This window comes from Agromyces mariniharenae (genome assembly GCF_008122505.1).
In the GTDB taxonomy this organism is placed as follows: Bacteria; Actinomycetota; Actinomycetes; order Actinomycetales; family Microbacteriaceae; genus Agromyces; species Agromyces mariniharenae.
Window position 1 is genome coordinate 670,117 of the sequence record NZ_VSSB01000002.1, and the last position, 19,133, is coordinate 689,249.

At 71.0% G+C, this 19,133-nt stretch carries 18 protein-coding genes and 4 tRNA genes; 11 read left to right on the forward strand and 11 right to left on the reverse strand.

The window, feature by feature from the left end:
* Positions 1–40: 40 nt before the first annotated feature.
* Complete coding sequence (locus FYC51_RS16405) at positions 41–1,237, reverse strand: ribonuclease D (RefSeq protein WP_148734840.1); 1,197 nt, start codon at positions 1,235–1,237, stop codon at positions 41–43.
* Positions 1,230–1,820 (reverse strand): DUF3000 domain-containing protein, encoded by a 591-nt coding sequence (locus FYC51_RS16410; protein WP_148734841.1) that lies wholly within the window; start codon positions 1,818–1,820, stop codon positions 1,230–1,232. Before FYC51_RS16410 ends, FYC51_RS16405 begins: the two co-directional genes overlap by 8 nt.
* A 91-nt stretch (positions 1,821–1,911) precedes the next feature.
* On the opposite strand from FYC51_RS16410, the gene FYC51_RS16415 reads away from it, so the two are divergent.
* A complete protein-coding gene (locus FYC51_RS16415; protein WP_148734842.1) occupies positions 1,912–3,126 on the forward strand; it encodes an alpha/beta hydrolase family protein in 1,215 nt (404 codons plus the stop codon).
* Positions 3,127–3,188: 62 nt separating this feature from the next.
* On the opposite strand, the gene FYC51_RS16420 is transcribed toward FYC51_RS16415, so the two are convergent.
* Positions 3,189–3,626 (reverse strand): SufE family protein, encoded by a 438-nt coding sequence (locus FYC51_RS16420; RefSeq protein ID WP_148734843.1) that lies wholly within the window; start codon positions 3,624–3,626, stop codon positions 3,189–3,191.
* 70 nt (positions 3,627–3,696) lie between these two features.
* Entirely contained in the window at positions 3,697–4,596 is a 900-nt protein-coding gene (locus FYC51_RS16425) for a sulfurtransferase (protein ID WP_148734844.1), read from the reverse strand.
* 143 nt (positions 4,597–4,739) lie between these two features.
* On the opposite strand from FYC51_RS16425, the gene zapE reads away from it, so the two are divergent.
* From zapE to FYC51_RS16440, 3 genes are all read left to right on the forward strand, one after another.
* On the forward strand, positions 4,740–5,795 hold the full coding sequence (gene zapE, locus FYC51_RS16430) for a cell division protein ZapE (RefSeq protein WP_148734845.1): 1,056 nt from the start codon (positions 4,740–4,742) through the stop codon (positions 5,793–5,795).
* A gap of 280 nt (positions 5,796–6,075) precedes the next feature.
* Positions 6,076–7,338: an ammonium transporter gene (locus FYC51_RS16435; protein WP_148734846.1), complete on the forward strand. Its 1,263-nt coding sequence runs from the start codon at positions 6,076–6,078 to the stop codon at positions 7,336–7,338.
* A 42-nt stretch (positions 7,339–7,380) separates the two neighbouring features.
* The gene (locus FYC51_RS16440) at positions 7,381–7,929 is read left to right on the forward strand and encodes a type II toxin-antitoxin system PemK/MazF family toxin (RefSeq protein WP_222863297.1); all 549 of its coding nucleotides are present in this window, start codon (positions 7,381–7,383) and stop codon (positions 7,927–7,929) included.
* Positions 7,930–8,002: 73 nt separating this feature from the next.
* Here the strand turns inward: FYC51_RS16440 and FYC51_RS16445 are convergent, their stop codons facing one another.
* Positions 8,003–8,362: a VOC family protein gene (locus tag FYC51_RS16445; RefSeq protein WP_148734847.1), complete on the reverse strand. Its 360-nt coding sequence runs from the start codon at positions 8,360–8,362 to the stop codon at positions 8,003–8,005.
* Between the two features lie 150 nt (positions 8,363–8,512).
* Positions 8,513–8,588 (reverse strand) — tRNA-Val (locus FYC51_RS16450).
* A gap of 239 nt (positions 8,589–8,827) precedes the next feature.
* On the opposite strand from FYC51_RS16450, the gene FYC51_RS16455 reads away from it, so the two are divergent.
* The 3 genes from FYC51_RS16455 (at position 8,828) to FYC51_RS16465 (ending at position 9,127) form a co-directional block, all read left to right on the forward strand.
* Positions 8,828–8,900: transfer RNA gene (locus tag FYC51_RS16455), tRNA-Gly, on the forward strand.
* A gap of 53 nt (positions 8,901–8,953) precedes the next feature.
* Positions 8,954–9,027 (forward strand) — tRNA-Cys (locus FYC51_RS16460).
* Between the two features lie 25 nt (positions 9,028–9,052).
* Positions 9,053–9,127: transfer RNA gene (locus tag FYC51_RS16465), tRNA-Val, on the forward strand.
* A gap of 81 nt (positions 9,128–9,208) precedes the next feature.
* Here FYC51_RS16465 and FYC51_RS16470 read toward each other — a convergent pair.
* From FYC51_RS16470 to FYC51_RS16480, 3 genes are all read right to left on the reverse strand, one after another.
* Positions 9,209–9,394 carry a hypothetical protein gene (locus tag FYC51_RS16470; RefSeq protein ID WP_148734848.1) on the reverse strand — a complete coding sequence of 62 codons (186 nt, stop codon included), beginning with the start codon at positions 9,392–9,394 and terminating at the stop codon, positions 9,209–9,211.
* Positions 9,395–9,597: 203 nt separating this feature from the next.
* Positions 9,598–11,655 (reverse strand): glycosyl hydrolase family 28-related protein, encoded by a 2,058-nt coding sequence (locus FYC51_RS16475; RefSeq protein WP_148734849.1) that lies wholly within the window; start codon positions 11,653–11,655, stop codon positions 9,598–9,600.
* 274 nt (positions 11,656–11,929) lie between these two features.
* Positions 11,930–12,535: a hypothetical protein gene (locus FYC51_RS16480; RefSeq protein ID WP_148734850.1), complete on the reverse strand. Its 606-nt coding sequence runs from the start codon at positions 12,533–12,535 to the stop codon at positions 11,930–11,932.
* A gap of 172 nt (positions 12,536–12,707) precedes the next feature.
* Here FYC51_RS16480 and thrS point away from each other — a divergent pair, with 172 nt between their 5' ends.
* Complete coding sequence (thrS, locus tag FYC51_RS16485; RefSeq protein ID WP_238476480.1) at positions 12,708–14,615, forward strand: threonine--tRNA ligase; 1,908 nt, start codon at positions 12,708–12,710, stop codon at positions 14,613–14,615.
* Positions 14,612–15,175, forward strand: coding sequence for an HIT family protein (locus FYC51_RS16490; RefSeq protein WP_148734852.1), 564 nt, complete (start codon positions 14,612–14,614; stop codon positions 15,173–15,175). Before thrS ends, FYC51_RS16490 begins: the two co-directional genes overlap by 4 nt.
* A 12-nt stretch (positions 15,176–15,187) precedes the next feature.
* On the opposite strand, the gene pdxY is transcribed toward FYC51_RS16490, so the two are convergent.
* Both pdxY and FYC51_RS16500 read right to left on the reverse strand, forming a co-directional pair.
* Entirely contained in the window at positions 15,188–16,039 is an 852-nt protein-coding gene (pdxY, locus tag FYC51_RS16495) for a pyridoxal kinase PdxY (protein WP_148734853.1), read from the reverse strand.
* A gap of 7 nt (positions 16,040–16,046) precedes the next feature.
* Positions 16,047–17,399, reverse strand: a complete 1,353-nt coding sequence (locus FYC51_RS16500; protein ID WP_148734854.1) for an aminotransferase class I/II-fold pyridoxal phosphate-dependent enzyme — start codon at positions 17,397–17,399, stop codon at positions 16,047–16,049.
* Between the two features lie 111 nt (positions 17,400–17,510).
* Here FYC51_RS16500 and pdxS point away from each other — a divergent pair, with 111 nt between their 5' ends.
* Both pdxS and pdxT read left to right on the forward strand, forming a co-directional pair.
* Positions 17,511–18,401 (forward strand): pyridoxal 5'-phosphate synthase lyase subunit PdxS, encoded by an 891-nt coding sequence (pdxS, locus tag FYC51_RS16505; protein ID WP_148734855.1) that lies wholly within the window; start codon positions 17,511–17,513, stop codon positions 18,399–18,401.
* Positions 18,395–19,054, forward strand: a complete 660-nt coding sequence (gene pdxT, locus FYC51_RS16510; protein WP_420797262.1) for a pyridoxal 5'-phosphate synthase glutaminase subunit PdxT — start codon at positions 18,395–18,397, stop codon at positions 19,052–19,054. Before pdxS ends, pdxT begins: the two co-directional genes overlap by 7 nt.
* Positions 19,055–19,133 lie beyond the last annotated feature (79 nt).

A 19,133-nucleotide genomic window follows, 5' to 3' on the forward strand; every position in this document is an offset into this window, starting at 1 on the left:
AGGAACGCTTCGGAGAGGGGGCGGAATCGGTTGACGGAACCTACGATCCGCCGCTGGCGGCGTCCTGCACCGATTGTGACGCCTCCACAAAGGCGTCGGCGATGATCTGTGCGGTTTCCGCAACCTGCCACGGGCGCGCACCGAGGGCCGCGAGCGCTGCCGCGACCCCGGCCGCGCCGGACTCGGCGGGCGGCTGCCAGGCGACGCGACGCAGGTGGTCGGGCGTCAGCAGGTTCTCGACCGGCATCTCGAGCCGCTCGGCGACCTCGGCGACGCCGTCCTTCGCGAGCCGGAGCCTCGCGTCCGCTTCGGGGTTGCGCATGGCCCACGCCCGCGGCGGCGGCGGCGAGTCGCTGGGCACGCGCACGGCGGGGAGCTGGTTCGTCGCGAGGCCGGTCTCGACGGCGGTCCACCAGCGGTCGAGCTCGGAGCGGCTCGCACGGCCCGTGAACTCCCGGAGGTCGGCCAGGGCGCGGCGGGACTGCGGCATCGCCTTGGCGACGGCGAGGATCGAGGCATCGGGCACCATGCGACCCGGCGCGACGTCGAGTTCGGCCGCCCGGGCGTCGCGTGCGAGCCACAGCTCGCGTGCGACGGCGAGGTTGCGCGGGTTGCGCAGCCCGTGGATGCCGGAGAGGCGTCGCCACGGCTCGGCGGCCGCCGGCTTCGCCTCGCGGGTGAGCACCGCGGCGAACTCCTGGCCGGCGAGGACGGCCTTGCCGGATTCCTCGAGGCGCTCTGCCAGGCGGTCGCGCACGTCGACGAGGAGCTCGACGTCGAGCGCGGCATACGTCAGCCATGACTGCGGCAGCGGCCGGGTCGACCAGTCGGCGGCCGAGTGCTCCTTCGCGAGCTTGATGCCGAGCAGCTCCTCGACGACCGAGGCCAGGCCGACACGGGGCATCCCGAGCAGCCTGGCGGCGAGTTCGGTGTCGAAGATGTGGTCGGGGTCGAGCCCGACCTCGCGCAGGCAGGCGAGGTCCTGGCTCGCGGCGTGCAGCACCCACTCCTCGGCGTGGACGGCGTCCTCGAGCGCGGTGAAGTCGGGGATCTGCGGCGGGTCGAACAGGAACGTGCCCGAGCCGCGGCGGTACATCTGGATGAGGTAAGCGCGCTGCGAGTAGCGGAATCCGCTCGCGCGCTCGGCGTCGACCGCGACGGGACCCTCGCCGTCGGCGAGTCGCCGCACCGCGTCCTCGAAGTCGGCGGGCGACTCGATCACCCGGAATTCATCCACGCTTGGTCCTCCGTCGGGGCAGGGCGGTCACCCCCTCGGATCGAGGCGGCAGCCCCGCGAGCATGCACAACAACTCTCCCCAGCCTTCCACATGCGGGCCCACGGCGGCATCGAGGGGCGTCCAGGAGGCCCGCACCTCGATCTGCGCGCCGTCGCCCTGGCGGGCAAGCTCGCCGAATCCGGTGGACAGGATCTTGGTCGCAGTGCCGGAGGCCGCGATGTACCGGGCGCCGCGTGCATCGAGCGCGTCGACGAGCCACGACCATGCGACATCCGCCAGGAACGGGTCGAGGCCGATGTCGGTCTCGAGTGGAGCCTGCGCGAAGCACACGACCCGGAAGCGTCCGCCCCATGCCTCGGGCTCGTCGGGGTCGTAGAGCAGCACGAAGCGCCCGGTGCCGAGGTCGGAGTCGTCGCCGTGACGACTGGGAGCGACGTCGGCCGACAGCGCCACCGCCCAAGGTGCGAGCGAGCCTGGCGCGGGGATCTCCGACACGCGCAGCTCGGGCCGCAGCGAGGCCGCTCGCAAGGCCTCGAGTGCGGCCTCGAACTCGGCAGGCCGATGCGGCGAGGAGTCGGGCACGAGTGCAGACTAGGCTCTCGAACAGGGGTCATGTCGGCGGCACGCCGCATCGCATGCCAGACGGACGACACCTTCGCGAGGGAGGGCACGGATGGGTCGACGCACCGGCGCAGTCGGAACGCTCGGAGTCGCCGCAGTGGCCGTCGGGATGCTCACTGCGGCCGTCGCGGCCGCCGCCGCGGTGGTCACCGTGGCGTACGCCCGGCGAGTGGTGATCCCGCCCACGACGCGGCCCGACGAGGAGCGCATCGTCGGCGTCGACCTCGCCGCGGGCGAGGTCGTGCTCGCGGCATCCGACGAGACGCGCATGCGCGGCAGTTACGGCCTCTGGTTCGAGCACGACTCGGGCTACGCGCGGCTGGGCGACGTGATCGACGAGGACGAGCGCGTCGTGCGCCGGCGCGTCGAGTCCGTCGACTTCGGACGGCTCGACCGGGCCGGGCACGGCCGGGTCAGCGGGTGGTACCATCTCGGGCCGTGGGAGCTCGGGCACGAGTACGAGAACGTGGTGGTCGACACCCCGCTCGGGCCGGCCCCGGCGTGGTTCGTGCCCGCGGCAACGCCGACGGACCGCTGGGTCATCCAGGTGCACGGGCGCGGCGCGAAGCGCCAGGAGGCGCTGCGCGCGGTGGATCCCGTCAGGGAGGCGGGCTGGAACTCGCTCCTCATGTCGTATCGCAACGACGGCGAGGCGCCCGAGAGCGAGGACCGCCGCTACGGCCTCGGCGGCACCGAATGGGCCGACGTGGTCGCCGCCGTGCGCTTCGCGGAGGACCACGGCGCCGAGCGGATCGTGCTCATGGGCTGGTCGATGGGCGGCGCGATCGCGCTGCAGGCCGTGCTGCGCTCGGCCGCCGTCCGCGAGCGGCTCGTCGGGCTCATCCTCGACTCGCCCGCGATCGACTGGGTGGACATCCTCCGCTTCCAAGGCCAGGCGCTCGGCTTCCCACGCGGTCTCGGCGACGCGGTGGCCCGCGTCCTCGGAGGTCCGTGGAGCGGCGGGCTGACGGGCGTGGCCGCGCCCATCGACGTCGACGACCTCGATCCCGTCGCGCGCGCCGAGGAGCTTCCGGTCCCGATCCTGCTCATGCACAGCGTCGACGACGGCTTCGTGCCGATCGACGGCTCGCGCCGCCTCGCCGCAGCGCGACCCGACCTCGTGCAGTTCGAGGAGTTCGAGGGCGCCCGCCACACGAAGCTGTGGAACCACGACCCCGAGCGCTGGACGGGCCTCGTGCGGGGCTGGCTCGAGCGCAGCTCGCTCGACGCGCGCCGACTGGCCGACGAGGCCGAGATCACGGGCTAGACGGCCCGACGCAGGCACAGGGCGGCGGATGCCGCGGCGCGCTGCTGCGGCATCCGATCGCGTCAGGCGGCGACGCGCTCGTGCACTTGGCGCTTCACACGACCGAGCATGCCGGTCATGCCCCGCACCCGGAGCGGGGACACGGCCTCGGCGAGGCCGAGCGACTGCGGGTAGTCGGCGGGCACGTCGAGCACCTCGTCGACCGTGAGCCCGTCGAGGCCCTGCACCAGGATCGAGGCGAAGCCGCGCGTGGTTGGCGATTCGGCCGGCGCCGTCGCGTGCAGGTGCACGTGACCGTCGACGACCTCGACGAAGATGTAGACCGGCGACTGGCACTCCTCGACCTTCTCGAGGAGGTCGGGGTGGTCGCGATACCGCTCGGGCAGCTCGGGCAGCTCGTTCGAGAACTCGAGCAGCAGCTGCAGCCGGTCCTTGACGCCGAGCGCGAGGAAGTCCTCGCGGGTCTCGGCGAGCGGGGCGGGGAGGGTCGTGGCGTCCATCGGTTCCATTCTCCCATCTCGGACGCACGAGCTCGCCCGCCCGGCTCCCCGAGCGGATCGGGGAGGTCGACTAGCGGGTGGGGACCTCGCCGCGCTCGGCGCCCGAGACGATCGGCACGCGCACCGCGCTGCCCCACTCGGTCCACGAGCCGTCGTAGTTGCGCACCTTCTCGAAGCCGAGCAGGTGGGTGAGCACGAACCACGTGTGGCTCGAACGCTCGCCGATGCGGCAGTACGCGATCACGTCGTCGCCGTCCTGCAGCCCGGCCTCGCCGCGGTAGATCGCGTCGAGCTCCTCACGCGTCTTGAAGGTGCCGTCGGTCGCGGCGGCACGGGCCCAGGGCACGGATGCCGCGGTGGGGATGTGGCCGGCGCGCAGCGCGCCCTCCTCGGGGTAGGCGGGGGCGCTCGTGCGCTCGCCGTTGTACTCCTCGGGGGAGCGGACGTCGATGAGCGGGTTGCCGAAGTGGGCGAGCACGTCGTCCTTGAAGGCCCGGACGACGCTGTCGTCGCGCTCGACCACGGGGTAGTCGACGAGGCCCACCACGGGGACGTCGGTCGTCAGCTCGCGGCCCTCGGCGATCCAGAGGTCGCGGCCGCCGTCGAGGAGGCGCACGTCCTCGTGGCCGAAGAGCGTGAACACCCAGAGCGCGTAGGCGGCCCACCAGTTGTTCTTGTCGCCGTAGATGACGACCGTCGTGTCGCGCGAGATGCCCTTCGAGCCGAGCAGCGCGGCGAACTGCTCGCCGTCGATGTAGTCGCGCACGACGGGGTCGTTGAGGTCGGTGTGCCAGTCGACCTTGACGGCACCCGGGATGTGGCCGGTCTCGTACAGCAGCACGTCTTCGTCGGACTCGACGACCACGAGACCCGGTTGGCCCAGCCGCTCGGCGAGCCAGTCGGTGGTGACGAGACGCTCGGGGTGGGCGTACTCGGCGAACTTGGCAGCGGAGTCGAACTCGGCGGGCATGGGGAACCTCCTGGGAGCGTCGGGTCAGACGGGGTGAGCGGGGGAGCGGACTAGGCTGGTTACCTGTCCACCTCGAATCTACGCGGCGTGCGGGTGGAAGTCAGCATGCCCGTCATCCGGTGCAATACGGGAGTCCCTCCAGCATGACCACGGCAGCGAGCCATGCCCTCATCCGCCTCGTCGAGCGGAATCCGTCGATCTCGGCCGCGGAGATCGCCTCGGAGCTGGTGCCGCCGCCGCAGTTCGAGCACGCGTCCTTCGAATCCTATCGGCCCGACCCCGACTACCCGTCGCAGCAGGCGGCACTGGACCGGCTGAACGAGTTCGCCGGCGCCTGGCGCGCCGCGCAGCGCCCCGGCGGATTCTTCTCCCGCAAGCGACCGGCTCGCATCGAGCTCCCCGGCGTCTACCTCGACGGCGGCTTCGGCGTCGGCAAGACGCACCTCCTCGCGGCGCTCTGGCACGTCGCGCACGGTCCGAAGTACTTCGGCACGTTCATCGAGTACACCGCGCTCGTCGGCGCCCTCGGCTACGCCAAGGCGGTCGAGCTGCTGCGCGGCGCCCGCCTCGTCTGCATCGACGAGTTCGAGCTCGACGACCCGGGCGACACCATGCTCATGACGCGCTTCCTCGGCGAGCTGATGGCCGGCGGCACGCGCGTGGCCGCGACCTCGAACACGCCGCCGAACGCGCTCGGCGAGGGCCGGTTCGCGGCCTCCGACTTCCTCCGCGAGATCCACGCGCTCTCCTCGAACTTCGAGACGCTGCGCATCGACGGGCTCGACTACCGCCGCCGCGACACCGAGGGGCACGCCGAGGCGCTGGCCGACGACACCGCAGTCGCCCACGCGACCGAAGCGCTCGCCGCCCGCGGCCACGCGGTCTCCCTCGACGGGTTCGACGACCTCATCGCGCACCTGGCGACCGTGCACCCGTCGAAGTACATCAAGCTCATCGAGGGCGTCGAGTTCATCGGCCTCGAGGGCGTGCACCAGCTCTCGAACCAGAACGCCGCCCTGCGCCTCGTGGCATTCATCGACCGCGTCTACGACGCCGAGGTCCCGATCCTCGCGAGCGGGCTCCCGCTCGACCAGGTGTTCGACGACGAGATGATGGCCGGCGGCTACCGCAAGAAGTACCTGCGCGCGATGAGCCGCATGATCGCGCTCACCACGGGCGAGCTGCCGCCGCACGACTGAGCCGACGCACCCGCCCGGCCTTCCGGCGACGCGGATGCCGCGGCATCCGCGCGTCGTCGACACCCGCGCCGCGGCATCCGTCATCGCGATTCGCACCTGCGACCGCATTCCCGGCGGACCACGATTCACATCGCCTGCCCGGCGCGCCGAAACACGCTGTTTACGCGAGCGGCCCATGCCGTAACGAACGCGAAACACAAGACGATCCCTCTCGAAACGTCCCGTCATGAGACTGGGCCGCACAGGTTTCCCCAACCCCTGCATCCGAGAGAGGTTCGAGATGGATCAAGGCAACACCGCGTTCCTACTGATATCAGCAGCACTCGTGTTGCTCATGACCCCTGGGCTCGCGTTCTTCTACGGCGGCCTCGTCAAGGCGAAGAGCGTCATCAGCATGATGATGCTGAGCTTCGGCGCGATGGGCCTCATCGGCGTGCTGTGGGTGCTCTACGGATACGCGATCGCATTCCCGTCGGCCGACGGCCTCAGCGCGCCGTGGTCCATCGACTGGTCGGCCATCGGCCTGACGAGCCTCCTCGAGACGCCCGAGGGCGCGGCCTACCCGCCGCTCGCCTTCGTCGGCTTCCAGGCGACCTTCGCGATCATCACGGTCGCGCTCGTCTCGGGCGCCATCGCCGACCGCGCCAAGTTCGGCGCGTGGATGATCTTCGCCGCGCTCTGGGCGACGATCGTCTACTTCCCGGTCGCGAGCTGGGTCTTCAACTTCGGCCTGGCCGAGGACGGCTCGTTCGCCTACGGCGGCTGGATCACCTACGGCCTGCAGGAGTGGCTGGGTGTCGGGGCGCTCGACTTCGCGGGTGGCACGGCGGTGCACATCAACGCCGGAGCCGCGGCCCTCGCCCTGGCGCTCGTGCTCGGTAAGCGCGTCGGCTTCTCGAAGGGCGCGCACGTGCCCCACAACCCGCCGTTCGTGCTCCTCGGCGCCGGCCTCCTGTGGTTCGGCTGGTTCGGGTTCAACGCGGGCTCCGAGCTCGCGGCCGACGGCACCGCAGCGCTCGCCTGGATCAACACGCTCGCCGCTCCGGCCGCGGCACTCCTGGCCTGGCTCGTCGTCGAGAAGATCAAGGACGGCAAGCCGACCTCGGTTGGCGCCGCCTCTGGTGCCGTCGCCGGCCTCGTCGCGATCACCCCGGCGTGTGCGTTCCTCACCCCGTTCTGGGCGATCGTGCTGGGCCTGCTCGCCGGTGCCGTCTGCGCCGTCGCCATCGACCTGAAGTTCAAGTGGGGCTTCGACGACTCGCTCGACGTGGTGGGCATCCACCTCGTCGGCGGCCTCATCGGCACGCTCTACCTCGGCTTCTTCGCCAACGGCACCGGCCTCATCTACAGCGGCGAGTTCACGCAGCTCGCGGCGCAGGCCATCGCGGCGATCGCGGTGCTGCTCTACTCCTTCGTGTTCGCCTGGGTCATCGGCTTCGCGATCCAGAAGACCATCGGCTTCCGGGTCAAGAACGAGGACGAGATCGCCGGCATCGACACGGTCGTGCACGGCGAGGAGGGCTACAAGCTCGAGACCGTCTGACGACGCTGATTCACCGCGAGGGCGGTGGGGTAGTGTGCGGGTGTGCCAGACACCAACCGCTTCCTCACCGCCCTCGGGCGTGTCATCCGATCGTTCACCGGCGGGCGGCAGCAGGCGGCGTCGACGGATTCCGCGGGCGCGGCCGCGTCGGTCTCGACCGGGTTGCTCTCGCCCGGGCAGACGGGGCCGTCGGCCACGGTCGAGGTGGATCCTCGGCGCCTGGAGGGCGTGCGGCTCGCGTACACGCCGTCGCGTGACGGCGAGCCCGATCCGGGCGAGATCGTCTGGACGTGGGTGCCGTTCGAGGAGCGCGACGGGCGCGGCAAGGACCGGCCGGTCGCGATCGTCGCGGCATCCGGGGGAGGGGACTTCCTGGCGGTGCAGCTGACGAGCAAGCCGCACGACGGCGACCGCGACTTCGTCGCTCTCGGCGACGGCGCGTGGGATGCCGCGGGCCGGGCGAGCTGGGCCCGCATCGACCGCGTGTTCCGGGTGCGGGCCGGCGGCATGCGGCGCGAGGCGGCGTCGCTGGACGCGGCCCGCTACGGACGGCTCGCGAGCGCGCTCGGCGAGCGGTACGGCTGGCGCTGAGGCGCGCGGTCGAGTGCCGGGCCCGGCCGGCCCCGGTGCCGGCTCGGTGGACCGACGTGTCTTCGGGCCCGCCTCAGTGGCGCGGCGGTCGATGCAGGCCGAACGGCGACCCCTGGTCGTCACGGCAGAGGCGGAACTCGCCGAAGATCGCGGCGGTCGCCTCGTCGTCGCCTCCCGGGAGGTCTTCGACCGTGCCGCCGAGGCGGACGACCTCCGCGACCGCGGCGTCGAGGTCCTCGACGCGGAAGAAGACGTAGGGCGATGCGCCCTCGTCGCCGCCGTGGACGCCCGCCGGGACGCCGACGCCCTCGATCGCGTACCCGTCGCCGCCGGGACCGGTCTCGAACGACCAGCCGAACAGCTTCCCGTAGAACGAACGCGCGGTCATGGCATCCGCCCCGCCGAACTCGATGAACGACACCTCTCCGGTCATGGTTCCTCCGCTCGCGGTCCGCGCGCGGCACCGCTGCCGCGCTGTGCGCCAGTCACGGTAGCCGCGGCGGGAGGCCGCGGCAACGGGGTTGCCATGCGTGCGCGGAGGCCGCCCCGAACGACGAAGACCCCCGGCGAACCGGGGGTCTCATGGTGGGCGATGCCGGGCTCGAACCGACGACCTCTTCCGTGTGAAGGAAGCGCGCTACCAGCTGCGCCAATCGCCCATGTGGGATGCGGTTCCGATCTCGTCGTGACCGCGGATTCGATACTAGCCGACCCGAACCGGCGAATGCACATCGGCGGGCCGGGTGGTGCGCAATCGACCGCGGAGAAGCCTCGACACGCCCGGGAAACACGTACGGATTCGGGCGATGACCGGGCCGAACGTGCCATGCGGCCCCCTCGGTTTGTGATTCGTTCACCGAATCCGTTAGAGTCTCTCTGTCGCCGAAACAGCGACAACGCGGATGTGGCGCAGTTGGTAGCGCATCACCTTGCCAAGGTGAGGGTCGCGAGTTCGAGTCTCGTCATCCGCTCTGATCAGCAGGGGCGAAAGCCCCTTCTGTTCTTTGGTGGTGAACCCAGACACGGTGGATTGGCCGAGAGGCGAGGCAGCGGCCTGCAAAGCCGTATACACGGGTTCGAATCCCGTATCCACCTCCAAGCCTGAGAACGCCGTTCTCGACTTGGGCGATTGGCGCAGCGGTAGCGCGCTTCCCTGACACGGAAGAGGTCACTGGTTCGATCCCAGTATCGCCCACCAGCGAAAACCCCCGGATTTCCGGGGGTTTTCGTGTCTTCGGAGGCGATGTCAGCCCCTCTTGGTTCCTGTTCGTCGGTCGCGTCAGACGCTTCCTCCACCGGGCCCGATCCGGTCTCGACCCTCGTGCTCGCGGCGGGCCTTCTCGTGCGCGGCCCGCTCGGCAGCAGCATCCTCGGACGGTGTCCGTGAACTGCGTCGGGCCCTGGCCAGCAGCACGACGATGATCCCGATGATCCCGAGACCGGCGATCCACCACAGCGGGTCCATGTCGCACCTCCTCGTGCGCGGCGCCATCGGACGCCGGATGCGCAACACGGTATGCCCGAGGCGCCTGCGCTGCAATGCCCAAGCGGTCGCGGTCGGGCGGTACGACGCGGTTGGGGTGCGGCGGATCAGCGGGCGGTGCCCTTGCGATCAGGCGGAACGGGCCGGACGCCCGTCGAGGCATCCGGCCCGCCGTGCTCAGCGCGTCACCACGGCGATGGCGCCGGCGGCGCCACGACCGGCGGCCGGTCGTCGCACGTGATGGTGTTCGGAAGCTCCCACGGGGCCAGCCACGGCCCGGTGGTGTTCACGCCGCTCGAGTCGTTCCCCCCGAGGTCGACGAGCGAGAACTCGGAGCCGGCGGGCGTGAAGTTGAACGAGCCGCAGTTGTTCACGCCGACGGCGCCCACGTTCCGCGCGTCGACGTTCTCGAACGACGCCGAGCCGGCGACGCGTGCGCTCACGACCGAGGTGCCGGTGCCGTCGACTCGGACGTCCTCGAAGTGGACGTTCGAGATCGACACCTGGTCCTTCACCGGCCAGTCGGACACGAGCATGATCGCGTTGTACGTGTTGTCGAGGAAGTCGCCCGACACGCGGATGTCGGCCTGGTCGATCGAGCGGTCGAGCGCGTAGAACCAGATCGCGCCGAGGCCGATGTTCCAGTTGAGCTCGTACCCGCCCGCGCGCACCGTCGTGTTGTCGGTGAACGCGAGGGTCCCGGTGAACGGCACCGCGCCGAAGCGCGACCCGGCGTGCAGTCCGCTGCCCTCCCGGATCGGGTCGGCGACGAGGTTGTTCGACACCGTGTTGTCGGTGCCGCCGTAGATCGCGATGCCGTTCGCGAGCGTCGGCGTCTGCACCGTGTTGCGATCGAAGGTGTTGCGCGCGTTCGCCGTGCCCTCCGACCACATCGCCAGGCCGTCGTCGCCCGTGTTCCGGATGAAGTTGCCCGCCACCAGCGAGTCGGTCACGCCGGTGTGGAAGTTGAGCGCGTCGGCGATCTGGTCGACCACGATGTTGTCGCGCACGACGACGTCGTGCATGGGTCCGTCGAACCACAGGCCGACCTTGGTGTGCTCGATGTGCAGCCGTTCGATGGTCGAGTCGCTCATCGCGCCGCCGACGCCGTTCACCTGGTCGGTGTCGATGCGCTCGCGCACGTCGCCGCGGATGGCGAAGTCCGACAGGTGCACGTTGCGGCTGCCGCCGTCGGCGGCGTCCTTGCCGTAGAACCCGACGCCGGTGTGCACCGAGCCGTCGGGCGTCGGCTTCTTGAGCGCCACCTCGTCGCCGAACAGGATCGAGTGCCAGTTGCCGGCACCGCGGATCGTCACATCGTCGACGATGAGGTGCTCCTCGACGCGGAACGTGCCCGCCGGGATGAACACGTCGACGTCATGCTGCTGGGCGTACCGGATCGCGGCGCGGAACGCGGGTCCCGCGTCGCGGCGGCCGGTGGCGTCGGCACCGAACTTCGTCACGCTGACGGATGCCGCGGGCTGCGGCGTCGGAGGCGCCACGAGCTCGGAGTCCAGCAGGTCGATGACCGTCCACGCGGCATCCGTGCCCTCAGGCGCCGTGAGCCGGAGGACGGAGCCGGCGGGATACGTCGCGCCGAGGAGCATCCGTTGCTCGTCGTAGAAGTGCATCGGCCGGAACGGCGTCTGCACCTCGTAGCCCTCACCGGGCACGCAGCCGCACTCGGTGATCCACCAGTCGGGGTGGAGCAGCCCAGCGTTCGGGTCGTTCGTGAACGGGTACTGGTTGTAGAGCCACGAGTACTCCGACGTGAGCATCAGCTCCTGCGGCGCGCCGCCGTCGACGCGCACCTCGAGCGGCGCCGTGATGCCGCCGCCGTTCGGGGCGTCGGGGATGCTGTACCGCACCGTGATCGCGTTCGCGGCCGCGGGCAGCGTGAACTCCACGTGCTCGCCCGGGTCGAGGCGCACGGCGCTGCGGCCGGATGCCTCGGCGGGCAGCGTGTAGGCCGTGCGGTCGGGCCCGATGACCTCGCCGTTCGTCGTCGCGCGCTCCGCTTCCTGCTCGAGGAACGGCACGTCGGCGCCGCGGCCGGCGACGAGGGCCGGGTTGAGCGCCGCACGCGTCACGACCGGGGCCGCGGGCGCAGCGGATGCCGCGGGGCCGGCGAGTGCGGCTCCGGCGACGATCGCGGCCGCGGCCGCCGCCGCGACGGCCGTGCGGCCGCGCCCTGGATACCGTCGAGGGACGGACGGGGGGAGGGGGATCGTGGGACGCGTCATCGTCGACTCGTTTCCTCTCGGTGGTGCACGTCTTCGGACACCGCGGATCTGCCGCGAGTGAGGCGAGGGTATGCCGCCTTGGAGCGGCGTCACAAGGGGTTGCGAGGGATTGTCGACGAGAAGTCGTGTTCTTGCAGGATCAGGCGCAAACGCCTGCAAGCGGTGGCATGCGGACGCGGTGGCTTGCGTGCTCCGGCTGCAAGCGGCCCGGCTCAGCGCGCCCTCGGGCGTGTGGCGCCAGAGGCGTGGCGGGCGCGCACCGCCCGACTCGGACTCAGGGGCCCGGGTTGATGGGAAGCGGGTCGAACACCAGCGGCGGATGGCTGATCCGCGTGCTGAACCACGACCACGCTTCACCCGAGGTCTGCTCGATGGCGGCCCAGGTGTCCTGACCCGGCTGCACGTCGCGCAGGATGATGGTGATCACCCGCCGTCCGCTGAACCGGATCGACCCGGGCGCGTCGACCGTGCCGCTGCCCGCGTACCCCGTCGGGCTGAACGCCGTGCGGGTGTACGCCTCCACCGCGAACGTGAAGACGTAGGTGCCCACGCCGGTCGCGCCGTACGCGCCGGGATTGAAATGCACGGACACGGCCGGGTTCCGGTTGGGCGACTCGCGCAGGTCGAAGCCCGCGTACGGCTCGACGGCGTCGGTCTGCAGGATCGTCGGGCGGATGAGGGTGAGGTTCGTGCGACCCTTGCCCACGGTCTTGACGGGCGCGAGCACCTCGATCGGCGCCCAGAAGATCGGCCCCCGGCCGAGCTCGCCGGCTCGGCGCTTGGTGGCCCAGTCCTCGGCGGTGAGGTCGGTCTCGAACTCGGCGAATGCGACGGTCTCGGCCGCGTCGCCGCGGCCGTCGTCGGAATCTGAACTGAACATGAGGCAAACTCTAGGACCCGGGGCGGCCGGCGTCATCAGGGCGGGCACCGGGCCGCACGGCCGGTCCGGGGTGGCGCGTCGCACTACAGTTGAAGGGTTCGTTTCGACTCACAGGGAGTGGATCACAGTGGCCGACGGCTTCGAGCTCTTCACCGATCGATCCGTTGTCGCGATGCGCGTCAACGGCGAGCTCAAGGACCTGGCCACGACGGTGACGGAGTCCGACGTGGTCGAGCCCGTCACGATCGACTCGCCCGACGGCCTGAGCATCCTCCGCCACTCCACCGCGCACGTGCTCGCGCAGGCCGTGCAGAACGTCAACCCCGAGGCGAAGCTCGGCATCGGCCCGCCGGTGACCGACGGCTTCTACTACGACTTCGACGTCGCCGAGCCGTTCACCCCCGAGGACCTCAAGGCCCTCGACAAGGAGATGGCGCGGATCATCCGCTCGGGGCAGCGGTTCGTGCGGAGGGTCGTCGCCGACGACGACGCCCGCGCCGAACTGGCTGACGAGCCGTACAAGCTCGAGCTCATCGGGCTGAAGGGCCACGGAAGCGGCACCGAGCAGTTCGAGGAGAGCGAGTCGGTCGAGGTCGGCGGCGCCGAGCTCACCATCTACGACAACGTCGACCCGAAGACCGGCGACGTCGCCTGGAAGGACCTCTGCCGAGGGCCGCACCTGCCGAACACCCGGATGATCGGCAACGGGTGGGCGCTCATGCGCGTGGCGGCTGCGTACTGGCGCGGCTCAGAGAAGAACCCGCAGCTGCAGCGCATCTACGGCACCGCCTGGCCGACGAAGGACGAGCTGCGCGCCTACCAGCACCGGCTCGAGGAGGCCGCCCGCCGCGACCACCGCAAGCTCGGCGCCGAGCTCGACCTGTTCTCGTTCCCCGAGGAGATCGGCAGCGGCCTGCCCGTGTTCCACCCCAAGGGCGGCATCATCAAGCGCGAGATGGAGGACTACGTCCGCCGCCGCCACATCGAGGAGGGGTTCCAGTACGTGTCGACCCCGCACATCACGAAGGCGCACGTCTTCGAGCTGTCGGGGCACCTGCCGTACTACAAGGACACCATGTTCCCGCCGATGGACCTCGAGAACAGCGAGTACTACCTGAAGGCGATGAACTGCCCCATGCAGAACCTCATCTTCCGGTCGCGCGGTCGCTCGTACCGCGAGCTGCCGCTGCGGTTCTTCGAATTCGGCACCGTCTATCGCTACGAGAAGTCGGGCGTGGTGCAGGGCCTGACCCGCGTGCGCGGCCTCACCCAGGACGACTCGCACAGCTACGTCACTCCCGAACAGGCTCCGGCGGAGATCAAGCACCTGCTCGACTTCGTGCTCGGCCTGCTGCGCGACTTCGGCCTGGACGACTTCTACCTCGAGCTCTCGACGCGCGACGCGGCATCCGACAAGTTCAAGGGCACCGACGACCAGTGGGAGGTGGCCACGAACGTGCTGCGCGAGGTCGCGGAGGCCTCGGGCCTCGAGCTCGTGCCCGACCCGGGCGGCGCCGCGTTCTACGGCCCGAAGATCTCGGTGCAGGCGCGCGACGCGATCGGCCGCACCTGGCAGATGTCGACCATCCAGTACGACTTCAACCAGCCGGCGGGCTTCGGGCTCGAGTACACCGCGGCCGACGGCACCCACCAGCAGCCGGTCATGATCCACTCGGCGAAGTTCGGGTCGATCGAGCGGTTCTTCGGCGTGCTCACCGAGCACTACGCCGGCGCGTTCCCCGTGTGGCTCGCACCCGTGCAGGTCATCGGCATCCCGGTGGCCGACGAGCACGCGGAGTACCTCGGCGACATCGTGCGGCAGCTGCAGCGCGGCGGCGTCCGCGCCGAGCTCGACACGAGCGACGACCGCATGCAGAAGAAGATCCGCACGCACACCACCCAGAAGGTGCCGTTCCAGCTCATCGCGGGCGAGAACGACCGCGCCGGCGCGACCGTGAGCTTCCGCTTCCGCGACGGCACCCAGGAGAACGGCGTGCCGGTCGCCGACGCGATCGAGCGGATCCGCGCGGCGATCGACGATCGCCGCCAGGTGACCACGAGGGACGACCTGTTCGGATGAGCGCGTACCAGGCCGACGAGTTCGACGGCGTCCCGACGGATGCCGCGGCCGACCTCGCCGGTGTGCCCGACGCGTTCCAGCGACTGTGGACCCCGCATCGGCTCGTCTACATCCAGCACGGCCAGCAGCCCGACGAGCACTCGTGCCCGTTCTGCCGCGCGCCCGAGCTGAGCGACGAGCAGTCGCTCATCGTCGCGCGCGGGAAGCTCGCCTACGTGCTGCTCAACCTGTATCCCTACAACAGTGGCCACCTGCTCGTCTGCCCCTACCGTCACATCGCCACGTACGACGAGGCGACGCCCGAGGAGGTCGCCGAGATCGGCGAGCTCACGCAGGTGGCCATGCGGGTCGTGAAGCAGGTCTCCCGATGCGACGGGTTCAACATCGGGATGAACCAGGGGCGAATCGCGGGGGCGGGCATCGCCGAGCACCTGCACCAGCACATCGTTCCGCGGTGGGCGCTCGACGCGAACTTCTTCCCGATCATCGCGGGCACGAAGGCCCTGCCGCGGCTCCTCGGCGAGGTGCGCCAGGAGATCGCCGAGGCCTGGCCGAGCTGACCGGACCTGGAGTCAGCGGACCTGGCGCACCGCGAACTGCATGCGCGGGTTGGCGTAGGACTCCTGCGACTCGACGAGCTGCAGCTCGCGCTCACCCGACGCGTGGGTGCGCTCGAGCAGGTCGAAGACGCTCGAGGTCGTGCGTGTGAGTGCCGTCGCGGCATCCCCGGTGCGCCGGTAGTGCGCGGTGAAGAGCGCCGCGGTCACGTCGCCCGAGCCGTTCGCCTTCAGGGGCAGCAGCGGGGTCTGCGCGATCCAGGCGCCCGAGTCGTCGACGGCGAGCATCTCGATCGTGCCCTCCTCGCGATCGGGGCGCTCGACGCTCGTCACGAGCACGGTGCGCGGACCGGTCGCACGGATCAGGTCGACCGACTCGAGCGTCGACTCCAGCGTGTCGGGCTCCGTGTCCGTCAGGTAGCCGAGCTCGAACTGGTTCGGCGTGATGAGGTCGGCGGCGGGCACCACGCGGTCGCGCAGCAGCACCGGGATCGCCGGCGCCACGAAGCATCCGGACTTCGCGTTGCCCATGACCGGGTCGCACGCGTAGATGGCCGACGGGTTCGCGGCCTTGACGCGGGCCACCGCGTCGAGGATGACGTCGGCGATGCCCTCGCCGCCCTGGTAGCCCGAGAGCACGACGTCGACCTGCGGGAAGGCGCCGCGCTCATCGATGCCCGTGATCACGGCTCGCACGTCGTCGGGATCGATGAGCGGGCCGCGCCATTCGCCGTAGCCCGTGTGGTTGGAGAAGTTGACCGTGTAGACGGGCATGACCTCGACGCCGATGCGCTGGAGCGGGAACACGGCGGCCGAGTTGCCGACGTGCCCGTAGGCGACGGCGGACTGGATCGAGAGGACCTTCACCGGTCGATCATCGCATCCCGGCAGTGACGAGCCGTCCACCCGCGGCCCGGACGGCGGCCGCGATGTCGGCGGCGAGGCGCTCGGCATCGGTGGCGCCGAGGTCGTGCACGGTGAGCCGCAGCCGCCGTGCGGCGGGCGCGTCGGCGAGCACGAACGCGTCGCCAGGTCGAGCGAGCCAGCCGCGCCGCATGAGCTGCTCCGATACGTCGCGGGCCGGCACCGGCAGCGCGACCCAGAGGTTGAGCCCGTCGCCGGCCGCAGCGTGGATCCCGAGCGCGGTCAGTCGCTCGGCGAACGCACGGTTGCGGTCGGCGTAGTGCGCGCCGGCCGCCTCGATCCCGGCGACGACCTCGGGGTCGGTCACGAGCGCGAGCACCAGGCGCTGCAGCAGGTGGCTCACCCAGGTGGTGCCCGGGGTGAGCCGCATCGCGAGCCGTTCCGCGGTGTCGGGGTCGGACGCCGTCACGGCGAGGCACATGTCGGGGCCGAGGAACTTCGAGACCGAGCGCACGAGCGCCCAGCGCCGGTGATCGGGACCGATGAGGGAGTGGAACGGACGGCGGGACAGCATCGAGAAGTGGTCGTCCTCGATGACGAGGACGTAGGGATGGGCCCGCAGCACGGCGCGCAGCTCCTCGGCGCGGGCCTCGGTGAGGCTCGCGCCCGTGGGATTCTGCGCCCGCGGCGTGCACACGATGGCGCGGACGCCCTGGTCGAGGGCAGTGCGCAGGCCCTCCACCGTCATGCCCTCCTCGTCGACCGGCACCGGCACCGCGCGGTACCCGCCGACCCGCACCGTGTGGATGCTCGTGAGGAAGCACGGGTCCTCGAGCGCCACCGCGTCGTCGCGCACGAGCGCCTGCGCGAGGAGCCGCTCGACGGCGTCGGCCGCGCCGCTCGTGATGGTGAGCCGGAGCTCCTCGGGTGCGAGGTCCGAGCGCATCCAGGACTGCGCCCACTGCTCGAGCCCGGGATCGATGACGGGCTCGCCGTACAGCACGGGACGACCCGCCATGCGGGCGAGTGCGCGTGACGGGTCGGGGATGAGGTCGGGATCGGGGTTGCCGGTCGCGACGTCGCGGAGCACGCTGTCGGCGGCGAAGCCCTCCTGCGGCACGGCGGAGCGGTCGGCGACATGCGTGCCGCCGCGCCCGCGCGTGACGACGACGCCGGCCCGGGTGAGTTGCCGGTACGCCGCGACGGCGGTGTTGCGGTTCACGCCGAGGGTGTCGGCCAACGTGCGCACGGGCGGCAGCGCCTGGCCCGGCTGCAGGGCACCGCGTTCGATCAGGGCGCGCACGCTGGCGGCGATGTCGGCGGCCGCGCGGCCGGAGATCTCGAGGGTCAGGTCGCGGTCCATGGCTCCTCTTCGGGTCGGTCGCGGTCCATGCTACCGTTTGGCCTAGGCCAAGCGCTCGCATTGGCCGAGAGCCTGCGTGAACACGCGTCCTCCACCGAAGGGAACCCCCAGATGAGCACTGCCGAGACCGGCTCGAGCCGCGTGAAGCGCGGCCTCGCCGAGATGCTGAAGGGCGGCGTCATCATGGACGTCGTCACCGCCGAGCAGGCCCGCATCGCCGAGGACGCCGGCGCCGTCGCGGTCATGGCGCTCGAGCGCGTGCCCGCCGACATCCGTGCACAGGGCGGTGTCGCCCGCATGAGCGACCCCGACCTCATCGAGGCGATCATCGCCGAGGTCTCGATCCCCGTCATGGCGAAGGCGCGCATCGGCCACTTCGTCGAGGCGCAGGTGCTGCAGGCGCTCGACGTCGACTACATCGACGAGTCCGAGGTGCTCTCGCCCGCCGACTACGTGAACCACATCGACAAGTGGGCGTTCAACACGCCGTTCGTCTGCGGCGCCACCAACCTCGGCGAGGCGCTGCGCCGCATCAACGAGGGCGCGGCCATGATCCGGTCGAAGGGCGAGGCCGGCACCGGCGACGTCTCCGAGGCCACGAAGCACATCCGCAAGATCACCTCCGAGATCAACCAGCTGAAGTCGATGACGCGCGACGAGCTCTACGTCGCCGCGAAGGAGCTGCAGGCGCCGTACGAGCTCGTGCTCGAGGTGGCCGAGACCGGCAAGCTGCCGGTCGTGCTCTTCACCGCGGGCGGCGTCGCCACGCCGGCGGATGCCGCGATGATGATGCAGCTCGGCGCCGACGGCGTGTTCGTCGGCTCGGGCATCTTCAAGTCGGGCAACCCCGAGCAGCGCGCAGCGGCCATCGTGAAGGCCACCACGTTCTACGACGACCCGTCGGTCATCGCCGACGTGTCGCGCGGCCTCGGCGAGGCCATGGTGGGCATCAACGTCGGCGACCTGGCGGCGCCGCACCGCCTGGCCGAGCGCGGCTGGTGACCACCCTCCGCAGCGAGTCGCTCGACGCGGGGGAGCCGGCGTCGGCCGGCCCCCGCGTCGGGGTCCTCGCACTGCAGGGCGACTTCCGGGAGCATGCGCATGTGCTGTCGCGCCTCGGCGCGCACGTCTCGCTCGTGCGCCGTCCCGAGGAGCTCGACGCCATCGACGGCCTCGTCATCCCCGGCGGCGAGTCGACCGTCATGGACAAGCTGTCGCGCGCCTACGGACTCGCCGAGCCGCTGAAGGCGCGCATCGCCGACGGCATGCCCGTCTACGGCACCTGCGCCGGGCTCATCATGCTCGCCGACACCGTGCTGGACGCGATCGCCGGCCAGGAGTCGCTCGGCGGCCTCGACGTCGTCGTGCGCCGCAATGCCTTCGGCTCGCAGAACCAGTCGTTCGAGACCGACCTCGAGGTCCCGGCGCTCGGCGACGCGCCCGTGCACGCCGTGTTCATCCGGGGGCCGGTGGTGGAGTCGGTCGGTCCCGCTGCGACGGCGCTCGCGACGATCCCCGACGGCCGGGTCGTCGCGGTCGAGCAGGGGGACCTGCTCGGCACGAGCTTCCACCCCGAGATCAACGGCGAGTACCGCTTCCACGCGTACTTCCTCCGCAAGGTCCGCGACCGGATCGCCGACCGGGCGAGCGCCTGACGGCATGCTCCCGAGGTCCGTCGCGGAATCGGGGGTAACCCCGATGCGGGTGACCCGGGACCGCGCGTAGCCCCCCTGC